The 23,781-nt window shown below is 70.4% G+C and carries 20 protein-coding genes and 2 pseudogenes; 6 read left to right on the forward strand and 16 right to left on the reverse strand.

Going from position 1 to position 23,781, the window contains the following annotated elements:
• Nucleotides 1–179: 179 nt before the first annotated feature.
• Nucleotides 180–371 (forward strand): annotated as a pseudogene (locus POF73_RS32555) (TetR/AcrR family transcriptional regulator); the annotation flags it as partial.
• A 205-nt stretch (nt 372–576) separates the two neighbouring features.
• Here POF73_RS32555 and POF73_RS32560 read toward each other — a convergent pair.
• Nucleotides 577–1,632, reverse strand: coding sequence for an LLM class flavin-dependent oxidoreductase (locus POF73_RS32560; RefSeq protein ID WP_272122622.1), 1,056 nt, complete (start codon nt 1,630–1,632; stop codon nt 577–579).
• Nucleotides 1,633–2,096: 464 nt separating this feature from the next.
• Between POF73_RS32560 and POF73_RS32565 the strand changes: the two genes are divergently transcribed.
• On the forward strand, nt 2,097–2,408 hold the full coding sequence (locus tag POF73_RS32565) for a hypothetical protein (protein ID WP_272122623.1): 312 nt from the start codon (nt 2,097–2,099) through the stop codon (nt 2,406–2,408).
• A gap of 233 nt (nt 2,409–2,641) precedes the next feature.
• On the opposite strand, the gene POF73_RS32570 is transcribed toward POF73_RS32565, so the two are convergent.
• Together POF73_RS32570 and POF73_RS32575 are read right to left on the reverse strand one after the other, a co-directional pair.
• On the reverse strand, nt 2,642–3,010 hold the full coding sequence (locus POF73_RS32570) for a peptidoglycan-binding domain-containing protein (protein WP_272122624.1): 369 nt from the start codon (nt 3,008–3,010) through the stop codon (nt 2,642–2,644).
• A gap of 184 nt (nt 3,011–3,194) precedes the next feature.
• A complete protein-coding gene (locus tag POF73_RS32575; RefSeq protein ID WP_272122625.1) occupies nt 3,195–3,584 on the reverse strand; it encodes a hypothetical protein in 390 nt (129 codons plus the stop codon).
• A gap of 177 nt (nt 3,585–3,761) precedes the next feature.
• Between POF73_RS32575 and POF73_RS32580 the strand changes: the two genes are divergently transcribed.
• Nucleotides 3,762–6,896, forward strand: a complete 3,135-nt coding sequence (locus tag POF73_RS32580) for an AfsR/SARP family transcriptional regulator (RefSeq protein WP_272122626.1) — start codon at nt 3,762–3,764, stop codon at nt 6,894–6,896.
• A 635-nt stretch (nt 6,897–7,531) separates the two neighbouring features.
• Complete coding sequence (locus POF73_RS32585) at nt 7,532–8,020, forward strand: nuclear transport factor 2 family protein (protein ID WP_272122627.1); 489 nt, start codon at nt 7,532–7,534, stop codon at nt 8,018–8,020.
• On the opposite strand, the pseudogene POF73_RS32590 reads toward POF73_RS32585, so the two are convergent.
• The 3 genes and pseudogenes from POF73_RS32590 to POF73_RS32600 all read right to left on the reverse strand — a co-directional run.
• Nucleotides 8,005–8,175: pseudogene (locus POF73_RS32590) on the reverse strand (TetR/AcrR family transcriptional regulator); the annotation flags it as partial. The gene POF73_RS32585 and the pseudogene POF73_RS32590 overlap by 16 nt on opposite strands.
• A gap of 46 nt (nt 8,176–8,221) precedes the next feature.
• Entirely contained in the window at nt 8,222–8,569 is a 348-nt protein-coding gene (locus POF73_RS32595; protein WP_272122628.1) for a hypothetical protein, read from the reverse strand.
• A 114-nt stretch (nt 8,570–8,683) separates the two neighbouring features.
• Nucleotides 8,684–9,652 carry a GlxA family transcriptional regulator gene (locus tag POF73_RS32600; RefSeq protein WP_272122629.1) on the reverse strand — a complete coding sequence of 323 codons (969 nt, stop codon included), beginning with the start codon at nt 9,650–9,652 and terminating at the stop codon, nt 8,684–8,686.
• A gap of 221 nt (nt 9,653–9,873) precedes the next feature.
• On the opposite strand from POF73_RS32600, the gene POF73_RS32605 reads away from it, so the two are divergent.
• Together POF73_RS32605 and POF73_RS32610 are read left to right on the forward strand one after the other, a co-directional pair.
• Nucleotides 9,874–10,335 carry a DUF2269 family protein gene (locus tag POF73_RS32605; RefSeq protein WP_272122630.1) on the forward strand — a complete coding sequence of 154 codons (462 nt, stop codon included), beginning with the start codon at nt 9,874–9,876 and terminating at the stop codon, nt 10,333–10,335.
• 183 nt (nt 10,336–10,518) lie between these two features.
• Complete coding sequence (locus POF73_RS32610; protein ID WP_272122631.1) at nt 10,519–10,731, forward strand: hypothetical protein; 213 nt, start codon at nt 10,519–10,521, stop codon at nt 10,729–10,731.
• Nucleotides 10,732–10,737: 6 nt separating this feature from the next.
• On the opposite strand, the gene tgmB is transcribed toward POF73_RS32610, so the two are convergent.
• The 10 genes from tgmB to POF73_RS32660 all read right to left on the reverse strand — a co-directional run bounded on the left by tgmB (nt 10,738) and on the right by POF73_RS32660 (nt 23,730).
• Nucleotides 10,738–11,712: an ATP-grasp ribosomal peptide maturase gene (gene tgmB / locus POF73_RS32615; protein ID WP_272122632.1), complete on the reverse strand. Its 975-nt coding sequence runs from the start codon at nt 11,710–11,712 to the stop codon at nt 10,738–10,740.
• A gap of 16 nt (nt 11,713–11,728) precedes the next feature.
• Nucleotides 11,729–11,920: a putative ATP-grasp-modified RiPP gene (gene tgmA / locus POF73_RS32620; RefSeq protein WP_272122633.1), complete on the reverse strand. Its 192-nt coding sequence runs from the start codon at nt 11,918–11,920 to the stop codon at nt 11,729–11,731.
• 117 nt (nt 11,921–12,037) lie between these two features.
• Nucleotides 12,038–12,334, reverse strand: coding sequence for a DUF1232 domain-containing protein (locus tag POF73_RS32625; RefSeq protein ID WP_272122634.1), 297 nt, complete (start codon nt 12,332–12,334; stop codon nt 12,038–12,040).
• Between the two features lie 288 nt (nt 12,335–12,622).
• Complete coding sequence (locus POF73_RS32630) at nt 12,623–13,795, reverse strand: hypothetical protein (protein WP_272122636.1); 1,173 nt, start codon at nt 13,793–13,795, stop codon at nt 12,623–12,625.
• A gap of 218 nt (nt 13,796–14,013) precedes the next feature.
• On the reverse strand, nt 14,014–14,511 hold the full coding sequence (locus POF73_RS32635) for a lamin tail domain-containing protein (protein WP_272122637.1): 498 nt from the start codon (nt 14,509–14,511) through the stop codon (nt 14,014–14,016).
• Between the two features lie 101 nt (nt 14,512–14,612).
• Nucleotides 14,613–15,578 (reverse strand): DUF1152 domain-containing protein, encoded by a 966-nt coding sequence (locus POF73_RS32640; RefSeq protein ID WP_272122638.1) that lies wholly within the window; start codon nt 15,576–15,578, stop codon nt 14,613–14,615.
• Nucleotides 15,579–15,709: 131 nt separating this feature from the next.
• A complete protein-coding gene (locus tag POF73_RS32645) occupies nt 15,710–17,074 on the reverse strand; it encodes an FAD-dependent oxidoreductase (protein ID WP_272122639.1) in 1,365 nt (454 codons plus the stop codon).
• Between the two features lie 185 nt (nt 17,075–17,259).
• Nucleotides 17,260–18,078, reverse strand: coding sequence for a chitosanase (locus POF73_RS32650; protein WP_272122640.1), 819 nt, complete (start codon nt 18,076–18,078; stop codon nt 17,260–17,262).
• 161 nt (nt 18,079–18,239) lie between these two features.
• Nucleotides 18,240–21,017 carry a SpoIIE family protein phosphatase gene (locus tag POF73_RS32655; protein WP_272122641.1) on the reverse strand — a complete coding sequence of 926 codons (2,778 nt, stop codon included), beginning with the start codon at nt 21,015–21,017 and terminating at the stop codon, nt 18,240–18,242.
• Between the two features lie 187 nt (nt 21,018–21,204).
• Nucleotides 21,205–23,730: a SpoIIE family protein phosphatase gene (locus tag POF73_RS32660; RefSeq protein ID WP_272122642.1), complete on the reverse strand. Its 2,526-nt coding sequence runs from the start codon at nt 23,728–23,730 to the stop codon at nt 21,205–21,207.
• Nucleotides 23,731–23,781: the final 51 nt, after the last annotated feature.

Raw genomic sequence — 23,781 nt, forward strand, 5'->3', positions numbered from 1 at the left:
GGCGCTCCTCGCCTCGGAGTCCGCACGTGAGGCATGTAGGGGCGTCGGCAGACTGATCGATCGAACCTCTGACGCCGTATCAACTGATCGTCCCAGCAGGCGTCGCCGAGAAGATCGACGAGCCCGCCGGCAGACCGGGGAAAGCAGGCGGCGGGTTGGCGAGTTGCCCGAGCCGGGCACTGCTGCGCGCGGTCGCCGACCGGATCCTGCTGGCCGCCATGGAGGGCTACCGCCCCGACGGCGACTGGAAGCAGCGCATCATCGCCCTGGCCCAGCGCCTGCGCGAGGCCTTCTGCGAGCAACCCCAACTCGCCGCGGTCTGGGGGCGCTATGCGTCAGGTGGTACCGGATCTCGGTTGGTCCTGGAGGATCGCTCTTCCTCCTGGAATCACGGGAGTGGCGTGAGGGCTGTGACGTCTTGAACGGCGGGCAAAGGTTGCGGCGGGGAGCTTGCTGCCATCCGCGCGTGTCCGTCTCCATGCCGATCCCCGTAACTGCCGTCGGACCGGGCACCGACGGTGAACGTCCCGTGACTTCGATGTCGTCAATCGGCCCTTGTGCGACGGCCTCGGGCGCTCAGGTGAGGAGTTCGGCGAGCTGAGCCATCTCGGTGGGCGGGTCGACCACCGGTTGGATGAGGAGCTCATCGACGCCTGCCTGTTCCAGGGCGGTGATGCGGGTGCGGAGGTCGTCGTGGGTGCCGACGAGAGCCACGCTGTTCATCAGCGAGGGCAGGACCAGGTCCCGGTCCCGCGGTGCGATGCGGCCGAGGTAGTTCGGGTAGAGCTTGGTGTACCGGTCCGGCGCGGTGGCGGTGGTGCCACGCCGGTCGAGGAGTTGTCGCACCGCCTCGCGTTCGTCGGGGCCGAGCTGCCCGGCGAAGGCGGGTGTGTCGGCGGCGAAGTCCAGCAGCGACAGGACGAGGTGTCCTGTCGTGTCCCGGGCCGCGTCGCTGTCGAAGTCCTCGTTGCCGCGCAGCAGGTGCAGCGCGGTGACCACGTAGGAGTCCGCGGGGGAGTCGGGGGCGCGGAGCGTGCCGTGGGCGGCTTGACGGCGGATGTCGTGCAGCGCGTGCCAGGCGGTGGGGTCGAGCAGGCCGAAGGAGATGAGGCCGGCGCCGCGGCGGCCGGCGACCGCTGCGGCTTTGGGCCCGTGCAGCGCGGCCACGACGAACTCGATCGGATCGTCGGTGTTCACGTGCGCACCGGCGTGCAGGAACCGGATGTCGCGGACCCGGTCTCCTTCGCGGTACTCGGTCGGGCGCCCGGCACACAGATCCTGCAGTGCCGCGGTGAAGTTCTCCAGCGCGGCCGCCGTGGTCGGCTGCATGCCCAGAGTGCGCCGAGCGGTGTTTCCGGTGCCGACCCCGCAGATGATCCGGCCCGGTGCCAGGGCGTTGAGGCTGGCGAACCCGCTCGCCGCGGCCGGGGCCGAGCGCAGCGCCGGGGAGGTCACGCCGATACCCAGCCGGATGCGACGGGTGGCCTTCGCGCACAGGCTCAAGGCGACGAAGGGGTCTCCGTGGACCATCGGGGTGTCATTGACCCAGAAGCTGCGCAAGCCCAACTCCTCGGCCTGCACGGCGAGATCCTCCACACCGGGGTGTGCGGCGACCACGACGCCTGCGCGCATCAAACCTCCAAAGTACGAGGATCGGATCGAGCATGCTCATGCTGGCAGGTCCCGGGGCTGAGGCCCATGGCCGTGACGCCGTCTGCGGAAGCACCGGGACGGCTTGAGGCGGCCCGCAGGTGGAGGGACGGTTTCACCCGGCTCCACCGGACGGGTGCAGTGGCTCATGCTGGGCCCGTGGAGCCCATAGACCAGGTCCCATGGCCCGTAATCCGAGCTCCGAGTGGCCCGCCGGCTGGGCCTCACTGCCGCTGATCATCTTCACGATCCACGTCGTGGATCTGCCCACTCAGAAGCTGCACCACATCTCTTGCAACCGGGGTGGTAAAGCCCTACCGCACTGGTTTACGGCAGACCTCAAACCGGGGGCTGACGCCTGTTTTCCGCGCGGTCCGTAGGTTCAGCGGTGACCAGTTCCGTGCACATGGCACGGGGTAGAGAAGGGGGATTCGAGAATGCTGACGATGAAGCGGAAGGCCGCCATCGGCTCGGCGGCCGTCGTGCTGGCAGGCGTCCTGGGCGGCGCGGGTCCGGCGCAGGCGGCACCCGTACACGCCGCTGCCGGTGGTACTGCACCCGCGTGTATCGAGCGCAGTTACGTCAACAACGCCGACGGCGGCATGCAGGCCTGGCCGTACAACAACTGCGGCAAGCCGATGCGCATCAGGATCATCGTCCATCACTGGCGTGACACGTCCTGCCAGACCATCAAGGACAAGCACAGTGGGTACTTCCGCACCGTTGGTGGCCAGTACGACCGGACCGCTGTCTGCTGACGTACCCTCAGCTGCCCATCGGCGGCAGCCGAGTACGGAAGCGTGGGTCCACTGACCTCGCAACGAGGCGGGTCGGGCGAAGAAATGTGCCCGACCCGCTCTTGCTGCCACACACGCATCACCACCGAACGGCAGCGTCCGGCCATGCGGGTGCGCGACCGGTGGCCCCGGACCAGGGCCACCGGCGCGCACGTCCCCCGTCTCCTGCCCCCGTCCTCCCCGAAGGGTTCAGGTCACGGGTTGGGGCTTACGTCCGGGTGCAGGCAGTTCCACGTTTTCGGGCCGACGATGCCGTCCTTCGGGATTCGGCATCGTCCCTGGGCCCACACGACGGCAGTCTTCGTGGCGGAGCCGAAGATGCCGTCCTCCGCCAGGCCCCGGCCGTAGATGTTGAGCAGGCACTGCGCGTGCGCGACGGCCTTGCCGGTGTCGCCCGGGTAGAGGGTCGGGTGGCCCAGGTCATACGGGCAGGCGCTGTCCCCTGCTATGGCAGCCGGCGCGGAGGCGGGAGAGGCGATCGCTGGGGCAGCGGTGGTGGCCGCGGCGCCGAGCACGAACGCCGAGAGAACGAGGCCGGTCCTTTTCGCGAGCGTCATGGGCATGAACCTTCTCCTGTCCGAGAGCATGGTCGATGGCATGTCATGTACTTCGGTCCTGGCGCGGACCAGAAGTCGATTGAGAGTGGCGTCGGAGTGACGCCTACTTTGCGCACTGGCGGCTCGGGCTCGACTGCCACGCTTCGCTGCGGCCGCAGGCCCTCTCTGTCCGCCGTGTTGCGTGCTCCGCTCAGCACCGCGGGACGCCGGGCCTGGGGTCGGCGCCGGTGTTGATGTGCTGGCCCGGGGTGTATCCGTCCACCCAGTACTCGTACTGCCAGGTCGTCGTGTAGTACCAGATCTTGTTGCCCGAGACCGATTGCCCGACGTAGTAGCAGGAGATCGAGAGCGGCTGCCCCTTGAAGAGGTTCCTCTTCACTCGGCAGGTCGTCTTGGCGCAGGTGTACTGCTTTGTCGCCTGCGTGGTGTAGAAGACGTCGTCGCTTGCCGATGCCGCCGCCGACGGTCGCGCAACGGTGTTCGGAGCCGCCGCTGGAGCCGCCTGAGCGGGCGCGGCCAAGGCTCCGAGTGCGAGAGTGGTGGCGGTCGTTGCGGTGGCCAGGGCATGGCGAATACGCATGGGTACTCCTTCGGTGACTTCGATTTCGGGTCCCGGCCGAGAGAGCTCCCCCTTCTCTCAGCAGTGGACATCACCCTGCACACGCCGTATTGGAGAAACCTTGGCCAGATCTTGAGTTGGCTGCTCCGCGCCGCTTTCGACACCGTGGATGCGACCAATCCAGGGGGGAGCGGCGTGATGGCAGTGGAGTTCCGCCTACTCGGTGACATCGCGGTGCAGGTTGACGGCAGACCGGTGGATCTGGGCCCTGCCAAGCAGCGCTCCGTCCTGGCCGCGTTGCTGGTCGATGCTCCCCGCACGGTGTCGATCGCTCAGCTCATCGGTCGAGTGTGGGCCGAGCGCATGCCGCAGCAGGTCAGAACCACGCTGTACGGGTACGTCTGTCACTTGCGGAAGGCTTTGGAACCCGCGGGCGACGACGCCTCCATCCTCACCAGAAGCTCAGGAGGCTACGCGGTAGAGGTTGATCAACTCGCCGTGGACGTCCACAGGTTCGGCGCCTTGGTACGGCAGGCCCGCGTGGCGGAGGACCCCTCGCGCCGCGCACAACTCTTCGAAGAGGCACTGGAGTTGTGGCAGGGAGAACCCTGCGCGGATTGCGATACACCGTGGTTCGGCACACTGCGCGAAGGACTGCTTCGGGAGCGGTTCGCCGCCGCGCTGGATTTCAACGACGCCCAACTGCGCCTCGGCCTCCACGGAATGCTGCTGCCCCAGCTCTCCTCCCTGGCCCAGGGCCACCCTTTGGATGAACGAGCAGCCGGACAACTCATGCTGGCTCTGTACCGCAGCGGCAGGGCTTCCGAAGCCCTGCACCGCTACGAGTCCCTGCGTCGGCGCCTGGCCGAGGAGTTGGGCACTGATCCCGGACCAGAGCTGCGCCGCCTGCACCAGCAGATTCTCACCGACGCTCCCGCCCTCGCCACGCCCTCCCCAGGTGCAGCCTCTTCCTCCAAACCGGCACGCCTCCAGCCCTCTCAGCGGAACGCCTGGACGACAGACCCGTCCACTGCGGCTGCGGAGGGTCGGGACGACGGCGATGGCAGCGCTCCAAGGGATCGGGGTGGGGTGAACGGTCAGCAGCTCGTGCCCCGTCTGCTTCCTCCTGCCCCCGCGCTGTTCGTGGGCCGGGACGACGAGATGGCCGGGGCCTGTCGACTGCTCGGCCGGATGACGGCGGATCCGCCGGATTCGGTGACGGCGGGTCCGGTGACACTGCTGGTCACCGGGCCGGCCGGGGTCGGCAAAACGGCCTTCGCCATATCGGCGGGACATGCGCTGGCTTCTCGGTTCGCCGACGGCCAGCTCTATGCGGACCTGCGCGCCTTCGACGCCGAGCGGGTCGAGCCGTTCACGGTCCTCGGCGCATTCCTACGGGCACTCGGAGTACGCGGCGGCGCGGTACCACCGGACCTGACCGGCCGGGTGCACCTCTACCGCACCCTGCTCGCCCAGCGCAGGACACTCGTCGTGCTGGACAACGCGGCCGATGCGCAGCAGGTGAACGACCTCATGCCCAGCGGAGCGCACTGCGCCGCCGTCATCACCAGCCGCACAACCCTGCCGGACCTGAACGGCCACCGGCTCCCCTTGGGAGTGCTTGACACCGAGACAGGACTCGCCCTGCTGCAGGAGATGATCGGCGCCGACCGAACCCTCGCCGAGTCGGACGCCGCCCGGGCCATCGTGTCGACCTGTCAGGGCCTTCCCCTGGCGGTGTGGGTCGCCGGTGCACGACTGGCCGCGCGACCGCACTGGCCGCTGGGCAAAGTCGCCCGCGCGCTGGCGGACGAGCAGCGCAAGCTGGACGAACTCGCCGTCGGCCACATAGCCGTACGTGCCAGTCTGGAACTGACCTACCAAGGCATGACCCCCACGAACCGGCACGCCCTGCGCATGCTTGCCCTGTTGCCCGCACCGGACTTCGCCGCCTGGGCCCTGGCCGCACTGCTGGACCTGGACCTGCACCACGCAGAAGCCGTGCTCGACGACCTCGTGGAAGTGCATGTCGTGGAGGCCGGCTCGACGGGACTGTCCGGTATGCGCTACCGCCTGCACGACCTGGTGCGCCTGCTGGGCCGGGAGAGGGCGGAGCGGGAGGTGCCGCCGCAGCACCGTGCCGCCGCGCTCTCCCGGCTGCTGGGGGCGAGTCTCTACCTGGCCGACCTCGCCGCGGACAGCCTCAGTGTCGACTTCCAGGGCATCTCGCAGACCGGCCTGGCGTCCTGGCGGCTCTCCGCCGCAGACACCGCCCAAGTCCTCGCCGACCCTCAGGCCTGGTTCAACGACGAGCGCCAGCCCCTCATCGCGGTGGCGGACCAGGCACTGGACAGGGACGAGATCACCTCGGCGGCCGCGCTGGCCACCACGCTGACAACGCTGTTCCAGATCGGAAGCCACTTCGACGACTGGGAACGGCTCCAGGGGCGGGCCCTCAAGGCTGCGCTGCGCGGCGGCCACCAGCGCAGTGCCACGCAACTCCACCGTTGTCTGGGCGAACTCACCACCATTCTCGACCGTTATCCCGAGGCGCTGGACCACTTCGAGCAGGCGCTGAAGCTCGCCGACGGAGAGGACCCGGCCTATCTGGCCAGCGCCACGGCCGGTTTGGCGTACGTGCACCGGTTGCTCGGGCAATACGCCTCTGCCACAAGCCATTTCGAGCGGGCGGCGGAGCTGGCCCGTATGTCGGGAAACATCAATTGCCTTGTTTACGCCACCAACGGCATTGGTGTCATAGAGCTGGAACAGGGGCGTGTCGAGGCCGCCGTGGAGCGGTTCTCGCAGTGCTTGCGCGCGAGCCGGGACGCGGGCTATCGCCCCGGCGAAGCACAGGCCCTGCGCTGCCTGGGGCAGAGCCACCGCGCGAACGGCGCCTACCCGGCTGCCGCGGACTGCTTCAGGCAGGCCGCGTCCATCAGCGAAAACCTCGGCGACCGGCTGACCGCCACACATGCCACATGCTGGCTCGGCGACGTACTCGTACGGCAGGGCGAGCAGAGGCAGGGGCGGCGATTACTGGCCCGTACCCTCTGGACCTACCGCGAATTCGGCAACCTGTGGGGCGAGGCAGCGACGCTGTACGCGCTCGCGGAGGCACAACTCGCGGCCGGCCGTGTGACACTCGCCTGTCGACGCGCCGAAGCAGCCGCCGACCTGTGGCGGAAAATCGGCTCCCGGACCTGGCTGGCAGTCGGTCTCGACACTCTGGCCAAGGCCCACACCCTGGCCGGCAATGTCATGGCCGCCACCCGAGTCCGGCAAGAGGCCGCGGAAATACGCAGGGAATTGGAAGCCACCTGGATGGACTAGGCATCACGGTCGCCGATGCCGTCTGGAGCCTGAGCAGCATGGCAACGGTCGCCGTATCCGGGGGTCGACGGCATCCGGGGTCGCCGGCATCCGGGCGCGGCTTCGCGTACGGACGCCATGAACGCCTAGACGCCCCACCCGCACCACCGCTCACACCAGGAAGCGCGGCGGGCGGCGACGTTTCCTACGGCGGTTCCCGGCCTTACGGCGATTCACCTGGAACTCCGATGACTCCGATGACTCCGTGCATGACCCGCCGGGCGGTGTACGCGCTGGGATCGCCGCCGACGCGCGAACCCCCGACCGACGTACCTATGCAGCAGGCCGAACGCTCTGTATGACGAGGACCGCGCCCCAGTTACGGCGTTCGCACGCTTTCGCCGATGAGTAGATGGGCGCGTACGGTCGCGAACAGCTGTTTCTGGCTCGCCAGCTTCCCAGGGGCGGTGATGGTGTCGAAGAGGGCAACCAGCGGGTTCGTGGAATCTGGAGGCTGTCTTGCTGGGAACCCGCTCGTGGGGTGGGGCTCTACTGGGAGGCGCAAGCGGGTTCGGGGCTGCTCTGCTCACCCTTGTCTGGCCCCAATGCCGACGAAAAGCACTCGGGTCTGGCACGGCGGCTGATAGAGATCGGAGATGACTAACGAAGACCTCGGTTCCCTGGACCATATGCTCGCCGAGCGCTCATGTGAGCGTTTGGTCTTGGAACTCGTCCGAAGGCTTGATCTCGGCGAACCGAGCACGGTGGCCGACCTGTTCACCCCGGACGGAGTCTGGGAGTGGCCGCGTGACGGTCGTCTTATCGAAGGACGCGAAGCCCTTCGCCACTACTTCGGGTCCCGGCCAGCAGACCGGCTCTCCAGGCGGATGTGTACGAACATTCTGATCACTGTTCACTCGGCCAACGAGGCAACGGCCACGACCTATTTCGCAACTTACCGGGTCGATGGCTATGCCGAAGGCCTGCTTGTTCCACCCCGGTTGCCGGCAAACATTGGTCACTATGAAGATACTTTCCGCAGGACCGATGGTGTCTGGCTTCTGGCGAGGCGAACTCTGGTCCTGGCGTTCGGCGGGCCGACGGAGCGTCTCGCGGAGCCTGACCACGCTGGCAAGAGCAGCTGATCACAAGGCAACTCGAAGCTGCGCTCGATGACTGCGGCGATCAGATCGTCCTTGTCCTTGAAATGCCAGTAGATCGAGCTCGCGGGCAACCCGCACTTGGCGCTGACGGCCGCGATCGACGTCCCGTCGTGGCCGCGCTCACCGGCGATCTCCACGGCACCGGTGGCCCGCCCGACGACGAGTGCCTTGCGCCTACGTCGTTCACGCGGCGCTGCTGCTGCGCGGCATCCCGTGCCGGCAGGTCACGTCGTGCTCGCTGCCGAGGCTGGTCCACCAGCGCTCGCAGCACGCCGAGTCGAGTTCCGCCCGGACGATCGCCTCGGCGGCGTCCCCACCGCGCCCCGCCCGTGCGACCAGCTCCAGGAGCCACCGCCGCTGTTCCCCGATCACCGTCTCCCGTACCACGGCGATGAGCGGCACGAGACTGGCGGCGGCGAACAGACACGCGGCCCACGCGGGGCCGTACTGGACTTCGAGCACCGTGGTCCAGGCGAGCCCGGCGCTCGTGGAGATGTAGAGGGCGCAGAGGAAGCGGCTGGAGTAGTTCATGGGCGTACACCGTCCTTGGGGAGGATCGATACACCTTGTCCAACTGCGAACTGCCCGTGTGGACTCGGGTGATTTATCCCACCGTGACCGACGGGGACACTCCTCCGGTATTGACTAGGCCCTTTCCCGGGCGCCGACCGGGTTCTTGCCCTGGAACGCGGAGCGGTAGGCGTGCGGTGTCGTGCCGACCACCCGGCGGAAGCGCTCGCGGAACGCCGTCGGTGATCCGAAGCCCGCCTGCCGGGCGATCCGTTCGATCGGGTGATCGCTGTTCTCCAACAGATACTGGGCCCGTCGCACGCGCGCCCGCAGCAGCCACTGCAGCGGGGTGGTGCCGGTCTGCTCACGGAAACGGCGGCTGAGGGTGCGCTCGCTCATCCCGGCGCTCTCCGCCATCTCCGCCAGCGTGATCTCCCGGGCCAGATGGTCCTCGATCCACTCCAGGAGCGGTTCGAGCGCCGATCCGCGTGGCACCGGCGGATGCTCGTGCACGATGAACTGCGCCTGCCCGCCCTCCCGTTCCAGCGGTACGACGGCCATGCGCGCGGTGTGCGCGGCGACCGCCGACCCCAGGTCCCGCCGGATCATGTGCAGGCACATGTCGAGTCCGGCGGCGGCTCCGGCGGAGGTGAGGATCTGCCCGTTGTCGACATACAGCACGTCGGGCTGGACCTCGACACGGGGGAAGCGCCGGGCCAGTTCGTCGGTGGCCATCCAGTGGGTGGTGGCGCGCAGCCCGTCCAGCAGTCCGGCCTCGGCCAGGGCGAAGGCGCCCACGCACACCGACGCGATCCGCGTGCCGGCCTGCGCCGCCTCCCGCAGGGCCGCCAGTACGCGAGGGGAGGGCGGCCCCGTCTCGTCGGAGCCCGGCACGACGATCGTGTCCGCGTCCGTCAGCCCGTCGAGCCCCCGGTCGATCCGCAGGGCGAAGCCCTCCGTGGGCACCTCCGGCGACTCGGCGCACAGCCGGACCCGGTAGGGACGGCGGCCGTCCGGCAGCCGCGTCCAGCCGAACATCTGGAACGGCGTCGCCATGTCGAACGGCACCACATTGTCGAGAACCAGGATCGCCACGGTGTGCATGAGCCCACCCTAGGCAGAGTCCCGCCATCCCCAGAAGCCCAGGTCAGTAAGGGGAGATTGCCATGATGCCGTGGCCATCACGGGTGGCGAGAACCCGTTGGAAGCTGTCATTTCAGCCTCTGTGCGATCACCGGAGAGATCCCTAACGTGGGCGGGGCCGCCCCGCGCGAGCCGAGCCCGGGGGCCGATTCCCACGCCGACACGGAGACCGACACCAGCCGATGACCAAGATCCTGCTCACCCTTCACGTCCTGGCGGCCATCGTCGCCGTCGGCCCCGTCACCGTCGCGGCCAGCATGTTCCCACCGGCCGCGCGCCGCGTCCCGGCGGCCGACGGTGCCGTGGCCGTGGGTACCGTCCGGCTCCTGCACCGCATCTGCCGCGTCTACGCCGGCATCGGGGTGTCGGTCCCCGTCCTCGGCGTGGCCACCGCCCTGGCGATGGGCGTCCTGGGCAGTGGCTGGCTCATCACGTCCATCGCCCTGACCGCCGCGGCCGCCGGCATCCTGGTCGCCTTCGTCCTGCCCCGCCAGGAGGAGCTCCTCGACCAGCTGGACGCCCAGCGGCCCGTCGAGCACTCGGCCACGGCGCAACTCGCCATGTTCACCGGCATCTTCAACCTCCTGTGGGCCACCGTCACCGTCCTGATGATCGTGCGGCCCGGTTCGACGACCGGCGCCTGACCCGGGGAGGGGGCTCCTGACCCGGGGATCGGGCGGCGCGCGGCACCGCGTCGGCGCCCTACTGTCCGTTCGTCCGCCGTCAAGCGCTCTGGCAGAATTCGTACTTCAGTGTGCGTCGGCGCCTAGACTCCACAGCCGTGCCCAAATGCACACAGGGCCACGACAGGAAAGGCGCGTTGACGGGTGTTCCAGGATTCCCCCATTTACGACCGGCTGATCGCGGAGCGCGGCGACATCCCCACCCAGGTGCGCAGGGAGGCCGAACGCGTCAGCAGGGAAGTCGAGTTCGCCATGCAGCCGCTGCTGTCCGGCGGCAACGCGCCTGCTCCCGTACGGCAGGCCGCTCCGCCCCCGACCTGGCAGCGCAGCGCCCTGCCCCCCGGCCCCCAGCGCTGATCCCGCTCAGGTGGCCGTCGCGCTCGCCCCGTTGACGGAGGGTTCCTGCCCGAAGGCCGGCCGGGCGAGCCACTCGGCGATGGTGCGGGCTATCGGCTGGCCCGTGTCCACCTCGACGAACCCGAACTGTCCCGACTGGTTGCACTCCAGGAACCACCACGTCCCGTCGGCGTCCTCGGCGAAGTCGAAGGCGCCGTAGGCGAGTTCCGCGTCCCGCAGATAGGCGCGGACGGCCTCCGCGACGCGGGGCGCCGTCTCCACCGGATGCCACGGTGCCCCGGAGGCGTCGAAGCGGACGTCCACCTCGGCGTCGGCGTCGGCCGCCCTGCGGGCGGCGAGCAGCGTCCCGCCCACCGCGGTGAGACGGATGTCGGCCCGCTTGACGACGCGTCGTTGCAGCAGGGTGGGACCGAACGCGACGGCGGAGAAGTCCGCGTCCGGGGCCACCCTGCTGGTGGGCACGGCCCGGGGCGGGTCCTGCGGATGTGCGCCGGACACCGGCTTGACCACCAGGTCCGGATACCGATCGGCGAACTCGCGGGCCGCCTGCGGGAACGTCGTGATCAACGTCGCGGGGACGGGCAGCCCGCAGCGCTGGGCCAGCCGCAACTGCCAGGGCTTGTACCGGGCCCGGCCGGCCGCGTCGGGCTGGTTCATCCAACGGGCGTCACAGCTGCGCAGCATGCCGTACAGCGCCTGCCCTGCCTCCTCCGCCAGCCAGGGTGACGGCGCCGCCGCCCGGGACGCCGCCGTCCCCGGCCTGCGCACCCAGACGGACCGCAGCCCGCTGATGCTCACCAGCCGTTCCGCGGCCGACAGATGGCCGCGGAAGGCGCCGTGCACATACTCACCCGACAGCGCGACCCCGCCGGTCAGATCGGCGGGATCGAGCCGGACCACCGGAACACCGGACGCGTTGAGGTGCACGACCACCATGTCCGCGGTCACGTCCTCTTCGCTCGTCAGAATCAAGACGGTCATTGTCGCCGGCCTGTGTTCAGTCGTCGAAGTGAGTCTTCGAGCCGGCCGTGGATGTCGTGGTCCCCAGTTCCCGCAGCAATGCATGATCACTGGCGGCTATCCGCCCGTCACGGAGCACGTTCAACTGCAGCCCGGAGTCATAGACGTACGGAGCGGTGACCTCCAACTCCGCTGCCGGCCGTGCATAGTTGAGCGCGAACGGTTGCATCGTCTCTCCCTTACAGGTGCGCTCCGAACGAGCTTGGTCACCCAGCGCCGCCCCTCGGTCTGTCGACGCCCTTTGCTTCCCACTTACTTAAACGAATCGAACGAGTGGTTGGTTTCCTTACTTTCCGTAATCAACGGGGCCGGGCCGCCCCGCGTCGGGAGAACGGCGCAAGGAACGCAGCGCCAGCAGGAGCACGCCGATGTCGTCCAGATACACCGGATCGGGCATCAGATCGGTCGGCAGCACGAAATAGACGAGGGCACCCCAGAACACCCACCGCGGTCCGGTCGGCAGTCCGGCGCGCCGCAGCGTGCGGCGTGTGCGCACGAGCCGCACCAGCACTCCGACGGCCACGGCGAGCAGGGCGGCCGCGAGGGCCGCGGCGACGACGATCAGTGTGGTGGTCGAGTCCACGGACCCTCCTTGTGCCGTCGGTGCGCACCACACGCACTGCTGGTCGGATTCCCGATTACGGCGTGTGCATTGCATGACGGCCGTCACCAGGAGCAAACCATCACCCGTCAGGACGGAAGACGCGTAATCAGTTCGCCCACCTGCCTGCGCGGGCGCGCGAACCGTCCATCCGCGTGCCGAAACGGAACCCGCCAGACGCAGTACATGCCTGTACGGCCCCTTCGCAGCCGCCGTACGCCCCTTGGGCGCACGATCGGACAGGTCGGTTCCCGTATCTCTTCCGCCCGGCTAGCGGTCCGACGTCTCCGGCTGCTCCGGCTGCTCCTCGACGGCCGTGCTCGCCCCCGCGCCGTCCGGGCCGGAGGCCGTTCTGCGGGACCGGGCGGAGCCCTTGAGGCGCTCGAAGGTCCGGGTCAGCTGCTGGAGCGGGGATGCCGCCGGTGCGTCGGAGGGCTGGGGGCGCGGCACGGGGACGGCGTCGGCGGTCTCCCGGTAGGCGGCCAGTGCCGTGTGCGCCTGCTCGGCGGCCTCCCGGTACAGGTCGCGGGACTTCGTCATCGCCTCCAGCGCCTCGGCGTACATCGCCACGAGTGCGCGCTCGCGTTCGAGCTCTTCCTCCAGCGTGAGCAGCCGCCAGTCCTCCCGGAGTGCGGTGACGGCCCCCTCGCCGCCGTCCGGCAGCGGGCGCGGCAGCGCGGCGAGGCGTGTGACCGCATGGATGAGCTCGGCCGGCTCCGAACCGTCCAGGAAGACGCTGCGTACGGTGAAGTCGTCCACGTCGTAGTCGGACGGCGCCGGAGTCCCTGGCAGCACCACGGCACCGCCGCGCGGCACCTGGACGCCGAAGTCCCGCAGGGCCCAGTTCACGACGCGCAGCTGGCTCGGCGCGGCCCGGTGCTCCACCACCCGGTGCCGCAGACTCGGCGGCAGCATCCCGGCCAGGGGTGTGCGGCCGCGCTGGTCGGGGGTCATGGCCTCGTGGACGACGACATGGAAGTTCCAGCCGTCGCGCGCGGAGTCCCGCAACAGGTGCCGTACGGCCTTGTCGTCCTGCGGCAGGGGGTTGATGCCCGTCAGGCGCAGGCCCGTGACCGGCTCGTGGTCCCACGTGGCGTCCGGCTCCTGCGGCCAGAACAGGGCGGCCGGCGACGGCCAGCGCGGGTCCCACGGGGCTTCCGCCTCCGCGGCGAGCACCCACTCCTGACCGCTGCCGGAGCCGTGCTCGACGGTCAGCCGGGCCCGCACGGTCACCGGCCCGGCGACCCGCCACCGGGCCTCGAAGATCCACTGCCGGGCACCCTCGGTCTCGGGCAACTCTGAGAAGTCGTCTATGTCTCCGCTGTCCTTGAGGTGCCGCAGACTGAGCCGGAGGACGTCCTGTGCGGCGGGTCCGAGGTGGCGGCCACGGGCCAGCCACACCGAGGGCGGGATGGTGGGGCGAGCGCTGGAGGAGCTGGGCATAGGTCCATCTGTGGGCGGAGGTACGTGCTTGTACCAGTATCGTCGCCGCAGGTGGCTGCCAAACCGGCGGGGTCCGCACACGGGGTGTGCGCGATCCGCACAGCCCGGCCGCCGCTCACTCGTGGCCCGCGCTCCATCCGGTCATGACAATGACTCGGTGAGCAGGACTCGCCCACCATCCGCATTGGGGCGGGTCCTGCTCATGCCTCGCGGTCGGCTCAGCCGTGGTAGGTGATGTAGCCGTTTCCGTCCGGGTCGGACCCGCTCTTGGTGTACGAGTGCGAGTCGGCGCCGGCGCCCGAGGGCTTGTACAGCCTGATGGTGTCCTTGTCGTTGTTCCACAGGAAGTTGCAGTTGTCGCGGTACACGACGTTCTTGCTGTCGGAGTCGGTGCCGTGGCCGCCCCGGAGCTTCACGTAGTCACCGGGCTGCAGATAGTGGTTCGCGGGGAAGACGAACTTGTTGGTGCTGGTGGCGTCCCGCACGACGTAGCCCTTGAGGTTCACCGTCGCGCTCGACGAGTAGTTCTTGATCGTCAGGTATTCCTCGTCGGTGTTGCCGGTGGAACAGCTGTTGGAGTCGCGGCCGGGGGCGTCGTACTGGATGCCCTTGACCTTCAGCGCGGACGAGTACTCGGTGGCGTGGGCCGGTACGGCGGACAGCGCGGCGAGTGCGGCCGTCGCGACGGCAGTTGTGGCGGCGATGCGTATGCGCATGAAGAAACATCCCCCTGTGTGGAGCTTGCGTGAAGATCAGGAGTGTATGCAGCGCACACGAGTCCTGTGGTGACTTCACCGAAATGTGAGACAAAAGCGCGTCAGTGCGGGTAGGCCCGTGGTGGCCGCTGACGCGGCAGCTCGTCGCGGAACTCCGCGATGACCGAGCTGATCTGGCGCATCAGCGCGGTGTTCTCCAGCCGGTCGAGATACAGGTTGCGCCGGGCGAGGGCGGGCACGTCGACGCAGAAGTACAGGGCCATGAGCGGATTGATGAACAACTCGGCGTTCCTGGTCCGCTCGGTGAACCGTACGTCCCCGAAATCGCCGCGCACGGCGGCGGCCACGGACCCCTGGACGATGCTCGGATGGTCCGGCGTGCACCGCTGGGCGTGCTCCACCGCATCGAGGTAGAGCCTGCCCTCGGGGCTGTGGCGCGGCAGCGAGAACGCGCCGAGGTAGCCGTCCTCGCGGTCCAGTGCGGCGAGGTTCTCCAGCACCAGGGAGTGGTTGACCCCGTGATAAGCGTCCACCCCGAACCCGAGGCATGCCGCCAGCCGCACCGGAACCTCGTCGAGCCCGGCCACGGCGGCCAGGCTGGCCATGTCCTCCTCCGGTGTGCCCAGCCCGTGTTCGTCGCCGCGCATCAGGATGTCGGTGCCGCCGTCGACCAGCACGACGGCGTCGATGCCGCCCAGATGCGCCAGGAGGGTGCGGTAGGCGTCCCGGAGCGGTCGGACGCCCGTTCGGGGAAACGCGTACACCGTGTCGGGCAGGTCCTGCTCGGCGAGCCACTGGGCGAGCGTCCGCTCCGGGAAGTAGTCGCCGCGGGCGGGGGTGTCGGGGCGTATCGCCGCGACGTCGTGGTCCACCCACACGTCGAGGTCCAGCCCGTACAGGTCCGCGAACGACAGGTTGGCCAGGTGGACTTCCTTGCCTGCCGCCCTGAGCGCGAGGGCCAGGGGCAGACCGGCGTACACATCGAAACCGCCGCCCGCACCGGCGACGAGCACCCGCCGCGCGTCGCGCAGCCGGGTGAGGAAAGGGGGTTCGAGGAGTGAGAACACCGGGGGACGCTAACAGGCGGCGATCACTGGGGGCGTGCCGATTTCGAAAGGGGCGGCAGCTGATTGCGAGAGGGCCGGGGCCCGGGGGAACGAACCCCCGGGCCCCGGCCCTCTCGGCCGTCGTCGGCGACTTACGCCCCGCTCTCCCGGAGCATGTCCTCGCGCTCCACGAGCTTCACGCGCTCACGGCCCTGCGGCTCGCCCAGCGCCTTCTCGGCGGCGTCGAGCTTGTACCAGCCCTCCCAGGTGGTGAAGCGGATCTCGCGCTCGGCGAGGAACGCCTCCACGGCCTCCGGCTCGGGCGAACCCGGAGTCTGCAGACGGCCGTTCGCGAAGTCGTCCAGCAGGTTCGACACCGTCTCGTTGGCGTCGCCCTTGGTGTGGCCGATGAGACCGACCGGGCCGCGGCGGATCCAGCCGGTGACGTACGTCGACTGCAGGTGCTCGCCGGACTCCTGGATGACCCGGCCGCCCTCGTCCGGGACGGTGCCCGAATCGATGTCCCAGGGCAGCTTGGGGAGTTTGTCGGAGAGGTAGCCGACCGCGCGGTAGATCGCGGTGACGTCCCAGTCCTTGAACTCGCCGGTGCCCTTGACGTTGCCGGTGCCGTCCAGGGCGGTGCGCTCGGTGCGCAGGCCGGTGACCTTGCCGTCCTCGCCGAGGACCTCGGCCGGCGACTCGAAGAAGTGCAGGAACAGCTTGTGCGGCCGCTCGCCGACGTCGCGGATCGCCCAGTTCTCCAGGGTCTTGGCGACCATGTCGGCCTGCTTGTTGCCGCGCCGGGTCTCGATCGAGCCCGCGTCGTAGTCGATGTCCTCGGGGTCGACGATGACCTCGATGTTGGGGGAGTGGTCCAGCTCCCGCAGCTCCATCGGGGAGAACTTCGCCTGTGCCGGGCCACGGCGGCCGAACACGTGGATCTCCAGCGCCTTGTTGGCCTTCAGGCCGTCGTAGACGTTCGGTGGGATCTCTGTCGGGAGCAGCTCGTCCGCCGTCTTGGCCAGGATGCGGGCCACGTCCAGCGCGACGTTGCCGACGCCGAGCACGGCGACCTTCTCCGCCTCCAGCGGCCAGGTGCGCGGCACGTCCGGGTGGCCGTCGTACCAGGAGACGAAGTCGGCCGCGCCGTACGAGCCGTCCAGCTCGATGCCCGGTATGCGCAGCTCACGGTCGGCCGTCGCGCCCGTCGAGAAGATCACGGCGTCGTAGAACGCCCGCAGGTCGTCCAGGCTGATGTCGTTCGGGTAGTCGACGTTGCCGAAGAGACGGATCTGCGGCTTGTCGAGCACCTGGTGGAGGGCCGTGATGATGCCCTTGATGCGGGGGTGGTCGGGGGCGACGCCGTACCGGATCAGTCCGAACGGAGCGGGCATGCGCTCGAACAGGTCGATGGACACACCGGGTTCGGCGGCCACCTCGGACTTGAGCAACGCGTCGGCGGCGTAGATCCCGGCGGGGCCGGCTCCGACGATGGCTACCCGCAGGGGGCGGGGCATGATCAGGTTCCCTTCGAGAGGCGATAGATCGTCTCGAACGGGAAGCCTAAACTAAGGCAAGCCTAAGTCGGTACGCGGGTCCGACCTATGAGCTCATAAACCAATTCTATGGGGTGTCCGCGGCCTCGATCGACGCACCTGGGTTGCCGCACCGCGCGGGCGGTACGGCAACCCAGGTGCTCCGGTCAGCCGATGTGGTAACTGTCCCCGTACACCTTCCAGTTCAGCGGTGTGTCGAGGTCGAGATTGCCGTTGCGCAGGAACACCCGCTGGGCCGTGTCGACGCGGCTGGTGTCGCTGTGCGCCTCCTCCTGCTTCATGGCCCACACCCGCGCGTCCAGGAAGGCATTGAGGTACGCGACCTCGTCGCCGCCCTGGGCCGGCGGCCGGGCCCGGTCGAGGGCGCGCCTGCGGATGTTGCGGAAGCTGGTCGGGTCGGTGCCGTCGCCGTGCATGACGATGGCGTCGTAGTACGCGAACTGGCCGAGCACCCGCAGGCCGTCGGCCTTGCCCTGGCGCACGGCCGGGTTGAAGTACACCCGGTCGCGTTCGTCGTTCTGCGCCTGTCGGAACGCCTGGTCCTGCGCGGCCCGCGCCCAGTCGCCGGGGTAGTCCGGGTCGAGCCCGTCGTGCGAGTCGGTGCCGTTCACGCGGCGCAGCGCCGGCAGGTACGGGGCGAGGGCGTTGCCCGGACGGCGGTCGGCGTACAGCTCGACCAGGTCGAGCATGTCGCCCGTGCCGGAGCAGAAGCCGATGATCCCGGCGGTGTAGCCGCGGCCGTCGCCGATGTCCTCGATGTACTTGTACTGCGCCTTCCAGTCGAGCGAGGAGTTCTCCGCGCTCGACACCAGCTTCATGGCGATCTCCTTCTTCGCCGGGTCGTCGAGGCCCGCGGCGGCGCAGAGCGCGGCCGCACGCGGGGAGTTCAGGAGCGGGGCGGATGCCAGGGACGCGCCGATCAGGGCGAGGAGTGTGCGGCGCGACGTGTGCGTGGGGTGCTTCACGGCGGCTCCAAAGGGTGGTGGGGGGTGGGGAGTTGGCCGTACGTCACTGATAGGAAGGTTTCCTATCAGAAGCGGGATGTGATGTGCACCGGTCACGTCAAAGGTTCGTACCTATGTACAAACGGGCGCCCTGCAAACAGACGCCGTACCACCGGGCGCCGCTACGGCAGCGGCTGCTCCGCCCAGATCACCTTGCCCGCCGGCAGATACCGCGTGCCCCACCGCTCGGTCAGCTGCGCGACCAGGAACAGGCCGCGGCCGCCCTCGTCCGTCATGGCCGCGTACCGCAGGTGCGGCGATGTACTGCTGCTGTCGAAGACCTCGCAGATCAGGGTGCGGTCACGCAGCATGCGGACGCCGATCGGGTCACCGCCGTACCGGATCGCGTTGGTGACCAGCTCGCTCAGGATCAGCTCGGTGGTGAAGGACAGCTCCTCCAGCCCCCACGCCTCCAGCGTCCCGGTCACGGCGGAGCGCACCTGGGCGACGGCCGCCGGGTCGGGCGGCACCTGCCACTCGGCGACCTGGTCGGACCCGAGCGCCCGCGTACGCGCCACGAGCAGTGCTATGTCGTCGCTGGGCTTGGCCGGCAGCCGGGCCTCCAGGACGGCCTGGCAGGTCTCCTCCGGCGAGCGGCCCGCCCCGGCCAGCGCGTCGCGCAGCAGCTCCAGGCCCTGGTCGATGTCGTGGTCGCGATCCTCCACGAGCCCGTCCGTGTAGAGCACGAGCCGACTGTCCTCCGCCAGCTCCAGCTCGGCCGTCTCGAACGGCAGCCCGCCCAGGCCCAGCGGGGGGCCGGCGGGCACGTCGGGGAACTCGACGGCGCCGTCCGCCCGGATCAGGGCCGGCGGCGGATGCCCGGCGCGGGCGACGGTGCACCGCCGCGACACCGGGTCGTAGATCGCGTACAGACAGGTCGCGCCGGTCACCGGGGCGCTGTCGCTCTCCTGCGCCTCGTCCTGGTCGATGCGGGCGACCAGCTCGTCGAGGAGCGCCAGGAGTTCGTCCGGCGGCAGATCCAGGGCGGAGAAGTTGTGCACCGCCGTACGCAGCCGGCCCATGGTCGCCGCCGCGTGCAGGCCGTGCCCGACGACGTCGCCCACGACGAGCGCGACCCGCGAGCCCGACAGCGGCAGCACGTCGAACCAGTCGCCGCCCACCCCGGCCTGTGCCGGCAGATACCGGTAGGCGATGTCCAGGGCGTTCTGCTCGGGCAGGCTGCGCGGCAGCAGACTGCGCTGCAGGGTCACCGCCATGCTGTGCTCGCGGGTGTACCGGCGGGCGTTGTCGATGGACACCGCGGCCCGGGCGACCAGCTCCTCGGCGAGCTCGACCTCCTCGGCGTCGAACGGCACGGCCTTCTGCGAGCGCCAGAAACTGACCACGCCCAGCACCAGGGACCCCGCCCTCAGCGGCACCGCGATCAGCGAATGGATGCCGAACTCCACGACCTGCGCCGACCGCTCCAGATCCTGGGCCCGCCAGCCCGGCGCCTGCTCCAGCCGCGGCTCGATCACGGCCCGCCCGCCGTGCAGCGCACGGGCCTGCGGCGAGGAGTCGACGAACCGGATCTGCTCGCCCACCGGGTAGAGCGGGGCGTCCTCGCGAACCCCGCTGCACGCCGTGCGCCGCAGCCCGGTCACCGCCTCCGGCTGCCCGCCGCCCAGCACGGGCTCGAACAGGTCGACGGTCGCGAAGTCCGCGAACCGGGGCACCGCCAGCTCCGCGAGTTCCTCGGCGGTACGGGTGACGTCCAGGCTGGTGCCGATGCCCACCCCGGCGTCGTACAGCATGTTCAGCCGCTCGCGGGCCGCCTCCGCCCGGCCTGACAGGGCGCGCAGCTCCGTCGAGTCGCGGAGGGTGGCGACGCTGCCGGACGGGCGGCCCCGGAGGTAGGTTGGGCGCTGGTTGACCGCCAGCAGCCGGTCCTTGACCAGGTGCACCTCGTCCGTGGCCATCCGTCCGGAGTCCAGCAGCTCGGCGGTGTCGGGCGCGAGCCCGAGCTCGGCCACCCGGCGCCCCTCGGCGTCCGCGGGCAGGTCGAGCAGGCGCTGTGCCTCGTCGTTGGCGAGCAGCAGCCGCCGCTCGTCGCCGACGATGATCACGCCCTCCCGGACGGCGTGCAGGACGGCGTCGTGGTGCTCGTACATGCGGGTCATCTCGTGCGGGCCCAGGCCGTGCGTCTGCCGCATCAGCCGTCTGCTGACCAGGGCGGTGCCCCCCGTGGACAGGGCGAGCGCCACGGCCGCGGTGATCAGCACGAGCGGCAGCTGCCGGTCCGCGGTGCCGCCGACGGTCGCCTTCGTCACGCCGGCCGACACCAGCCCGACGACCTTCCCGTCGGGCGCCTTGATGGGCACCACCGCCTGCACCAGCGGGCCGATGGTGCCCGTGAGCTCCTCGACCACGACCTTCCCGCCCAGCGCGGGTTCGATGGTCCCGACGAACTTCTTCCCGATGCGGTCCGGCTTGGGGTGGGTGTAGCGGATGCCGTCGGTGTTCATGACGACGATGAAGTCCACGTCGGTCGCCTCGCGCGCCGCCTCGGCCCGAGGCTGCAGCACGGCCGTGGGGTCGGGGCTGTCCAGCGCCTCCCGAGTGCCCGGCGCGTTGGCGAACGCCTCGGCCACGGCCACCGAACGATGGCGGGCCTCCTGCGTGGTGTCGTACCGCACCTGCAGCACCAGCGCCACCACCGCCGCGACGACCAGCAGCAGCACGATCACCACCTGCAGCAGGAACACCTGCCCGGCGACACTGCGCCCGCTCACGGCGGACCGCAGCGCGGAGAACCGGCCCTCGCCCGTCTCGTCGGCGGGCGCGTCGGGCGGCGCTCCGCGTGCGGGCACGCGGAGGGCGCGGTCGGGCGTACGCCGTGCGCGCTGACCGCTGGGAAGTCGGGCCGACCGGGCCCCGGATCGACCCAATAGTCGGACCATGTGCCCATGTCTACACTGCCGCGCCCCAGGAGGCGAGAGACGTCACGGACCGTGACACGACCCGCCCCCACTCATGCGGGTCGATCACGGGAGTGATCCACAGAATCCGGGCAACTCCCGTGCCCGCAACAGGGTTACGACGACGCGGGTGCCGCCGGAGCACGGCTTGCGCGCAGCCCGCGCGCCGTCATTTACCGGGCAGCGGAGCGGCACGCCGCGTGGCGAGCAGCAGGGCGATGTCGTCGGGGCGGTCCGCCGTGTGCCGGGCCTTCGCGGTGAGCTTGTCGGCCACGCCCGCCAGCGCGCCGCCCGCGGGGGAGGGCGGGGCACCGGCCCTGGCCAGCGCCACCCGCAGTGCGCTGATGCCGTCGTCGATGTCGACGCCGGGCCGCTCGACCAGCCCGTCCGTGTACAGCGCCAGCACGGCCCCCGGCTCCATCCGCAGCTCCGCCACCGGGTACTCGGCCCGCGGATCCACGCCGAGCACGACGCCGCCGGGCAGGTCGACGACCTGCGTACGGCCGTCCGGGCGGCGCAGCAGCGGCGGCGGATGTCCCGCCACGGCCGCCCGCGCGACGCCGGTGACCGGATCCAGCCGGATGTAGCAGCAGCTCGCGAACAGCCCGGGGTCGAGGTCGATGAGCAGCCGGTTGGTGCCGCTCATCACCTCGTCGGGCGGCCGGTCCCCGACGGCGAAGGCGCGCACCGCGCTGCGCAGCTGGCCCATGGTCGCCGCGGCCTGCACCCCGTGACCCTGCACATCGCCGATCACCAGCGCGATCCCGTCCCCGGCGGCGACCACGTCGTACCAGTCCCCGCCCACCTCCATGCCCTGGGTCCCCGGCAGATAGCGTCCCGCGGTCTCCACCAGCGGGTGCTCCGACAGCCGCCGGGGGAGCAGCGCCTGCTGCAGCCCGCGGGCCAGCGCGGCCTCGCTCTCGTAGCGCTGCGCCTTCTCCATGGCGTGCGCGATCAGCCCGGCCAGCGCGGTCAGCACCGCACGCTCCTCGGAGCTGAAGCTGCGCGGCCGGTCGAAGCCTAGGATGCAGGAGCCGACCGAGCGCCCGGAGGCGATCAGCGGCAGAAAGGCGCGGGCGCCCTCCGTGGCGTCCAGCGCGATGCCCGGATAGGCGTCGGCGAGCTGCTGCATCGAGTCGAAGAACAGCGGGCGCCCGCTGGTCAGCGTCTCCACTCCGGGCAGCCGCTCGTCCAGCCCCACACCGTCGAACGGAGCGAGGAACCCCTTGGGGAAGCCCGACTCCCAGGCCAGGAACAGATGCCGCTCCTGCAGCAGGTAGATCGCCAGTCGGCGGCCGCCGAACGCGGGCAGCAGCTCCCGCATCACCACGGCGGACACCTGCCGCGCCGTGACCGCCTCCGTCAGCGCGATGGCGAGGACGATCGGGCGGTACAGCGGAGCGAGCGACGGCCTTCCGGCCGTCTCCGGCGCGGCCAGCGCGTCGGGCCCGCCGGACGGGCCGTCGGCCATCCGGTGTCCCGGCCGGAGCGTGCAGGTCAGCAGGTCCGGACCGGGGTAGACGGACAGGGCGAGCCAGTCGCCCGCGTACGGCCTGGCGGCGGCGGGCTCACGGCCATGGGCGGAAGGCCTTCGGACATGGAAGTGCACCGGGTCCGGAGACAGCAGCGCCCCGCGCAGATGGTCCTCGACGGAGGGCTGGTTCAGCCAGGGCACGCCCTCCCACAGCGGCCGGCCCAGCAACTCGGTGCGCGGCCGGCGCAGCAGCGCCGCGGCCGGCGGATTCGCGTAGACGACCGTGCCGAGCCGGTCCAGGCAGAACACACCCTCCGGCAGCAGGTCGGCCGCCGCGTCCGCCACCGTGCCCGGCCCCGGATCGAGGACGACACCGCGCACAGCGGCGGCTCCCGGCCGGCCCGGGTCGTCGTACGGCCCCCAGACCTCGACCAGCCGCAGCGCACCGTCCGCGGCGCGCGCGTACAGCGGCAGCGCAGGTGAGCGGCCCCCGGCCGCCTCCCGCAGCGCCGTCAGGATCCGTTCGGCGTCGCCCGGGGCGATGGCCTGCGCGAACGCCTCCACCGTGCCGGCGGGTTCCCCGGCGGTCCGGCCCAGGACGGGGTTCAGCCGCTCGTCCGCCGTCACGGCGCCCGTCACCGGATCCCAGGAGAACCGTCCAAGACGCCCGGCGGGCGGTCGGCCGGGCGGCGGGCGGACGCACCGCGGCCCGCCCTCCCAGGACACCGCCGACGGGTCCTCGTCCTCCAGCTTCTCCAACGCCACGCCCAGCTCCTCGGCCAGCCGCGCCAGCCGTTCACGCTCGGACAGCAGCTCGGTGGCATCCGACGCCGAGGGCCGCAGCACGGTCAGCACACCGAACACGGTCGACCCGCCCGCGACGGGGACATGCAGGGACCCGAACTGGAACGGCAGACCGGCGGCGAACTGCGGATAGCGCCGCATCGTCTCCGTCGCGTTCGGCAGCACCACCTCGACGCCCAGCCGATAGGCGTCCGCGACCGGAAACGGCCGGTCCACATGCAGCCGCCACCACGGCCGGAACAGCGGCCCCGGCAACCCCTCCAGCACGGCCAGACGGAGCAGTCCGGGCGTGCCGGAGCGCAGATAGACCCCTCCCGCGTGGCCACCGGCCGCGCTGATCGCCTCAGCCGAGGCATCGATCAGCAACGCCGCCAGCCTGCCGGGCGTCCGCTCTGCGCCCTCGGCGCTCCCAGTCATCGGCCCTACCTCGTCCGTACGCCATCACGCGTGCGACACAGCAAGAATGCG

The organism is Streptomyces sp. HD, assembly GCF_028369295.1.
Classification (GTDB): Bacteria; Actinomycetota; Actinomycetes; order Streptomycetales; family Streptomycetaceae; genus Streptomyces.

Coding starts and splice junctions, on each gene's coding strand:
- POF73_RS32575 (WP_272122625.1), bottom strand. CDS start 3,584: ATGCGTATTCGCCATGCCCTGGCCACCGCAACGACCGCCACCACTCTC.
- POF73_RS32565 (WP_272122623.1), top strand. CDS start 2,097: ATGAAGCGGAAGGCCGCCATCGGCTCGGCGGCCGTCGTGCTGGCAGGC.
- POF73_RS32580 (WP_272122626.1), top strand. CDS start 3,762: ATGGCAGTGGAGTTCCGCCTACTCGGTGACATCGCGGTGCAGGTTGAC.
- tgmB (WP_272122632.1), bottom strand. CDS start 11,712: ATGACCGTCTTGATTCTGACGAGCGAAGAGGACGTGACCGCGGACATG.
- POF73_RS32635 (WP_272122637.1), bottom strand. CDS start 14,511: ATGCGCATACGCATCGCCGCCACAACTGCCGTCGCGACGGCCGCACTC.
- POF73_RS32600 (WP_272122629.1), bottom strand. CDS start 9,652: ATGCACACCGTGGCGATCCTGGTTCTCGACAATGTGGTGCCGTTCGAC.
- POF73_RS32605 (WP_272122630.1), top strand. CDS start 9,874: ATGACCAAGATCCTGCTCACCCTTCACGTCCTGGCGGCCATCGTCGCC.
- POF73_RS32560 (WP_272122622.1), bottom strand. CDS start 1,632: ATGCGCGCAGGCGTCGTGGTCGCCGCACACCCCGGTGTGGAGGATCTC.
- tgmA (WP_272122633.1), bottom strand. CDS start 11,920: ATGCAACCGTTCGCGCTCAACTATGCACGGCCGGCAGCGGAGTTGGAG.
- POF73_RS32630 (WP_272122636.1), bottom strand. CDS start 13,795: ATGCCCAGCTCCTCCAGCGCTCGCCCCACCATCCCGCCCTCGGTGTGG.
- POF73_RS32595 (WP_272122628.1), bottom strand. CDS start 8,569: ATGAACTACTCCAGCCGCTTCCTCTGCGCCCTCTACATCTCCACGAGC.
- POF73_RS32660 (WP_272122642.1), bottom strand. CDS start 23,730: ATGACTGGGAGCGCCGAGGGCGCAGAGCGGACGCCCGGCAGGCTGGCG.
- POF73_RS32585 (WP_272122627.1), top strand. CDS start 7,532: ATGACTAACGAAGACCTCGGTTCCCTGGACCATATGCTCGCCGAGCGC.
- POF73_RS32655 (WP_272122641.1), bottom strand. CDS start 21,017: ATGGTCCGACTATTGGGTCGATCCGGGGCCCGGTCGGCCCGACTTCCC.
- POF73_RS32645 (WP_272122639.1), bottom strand. CDS start 17,074: ATGCCCCGCCCCCTGCGGGTAGCCATCGTCGGAGCCGGCCCCGCCGGG.
- POF73_RS32570 (WP_272122624.1), bottom strand. CDS start 3,010: ATGCCCATGACGCTCGCGAAAAGGACCGGCCTCGTTCTCTCGGCGTTC.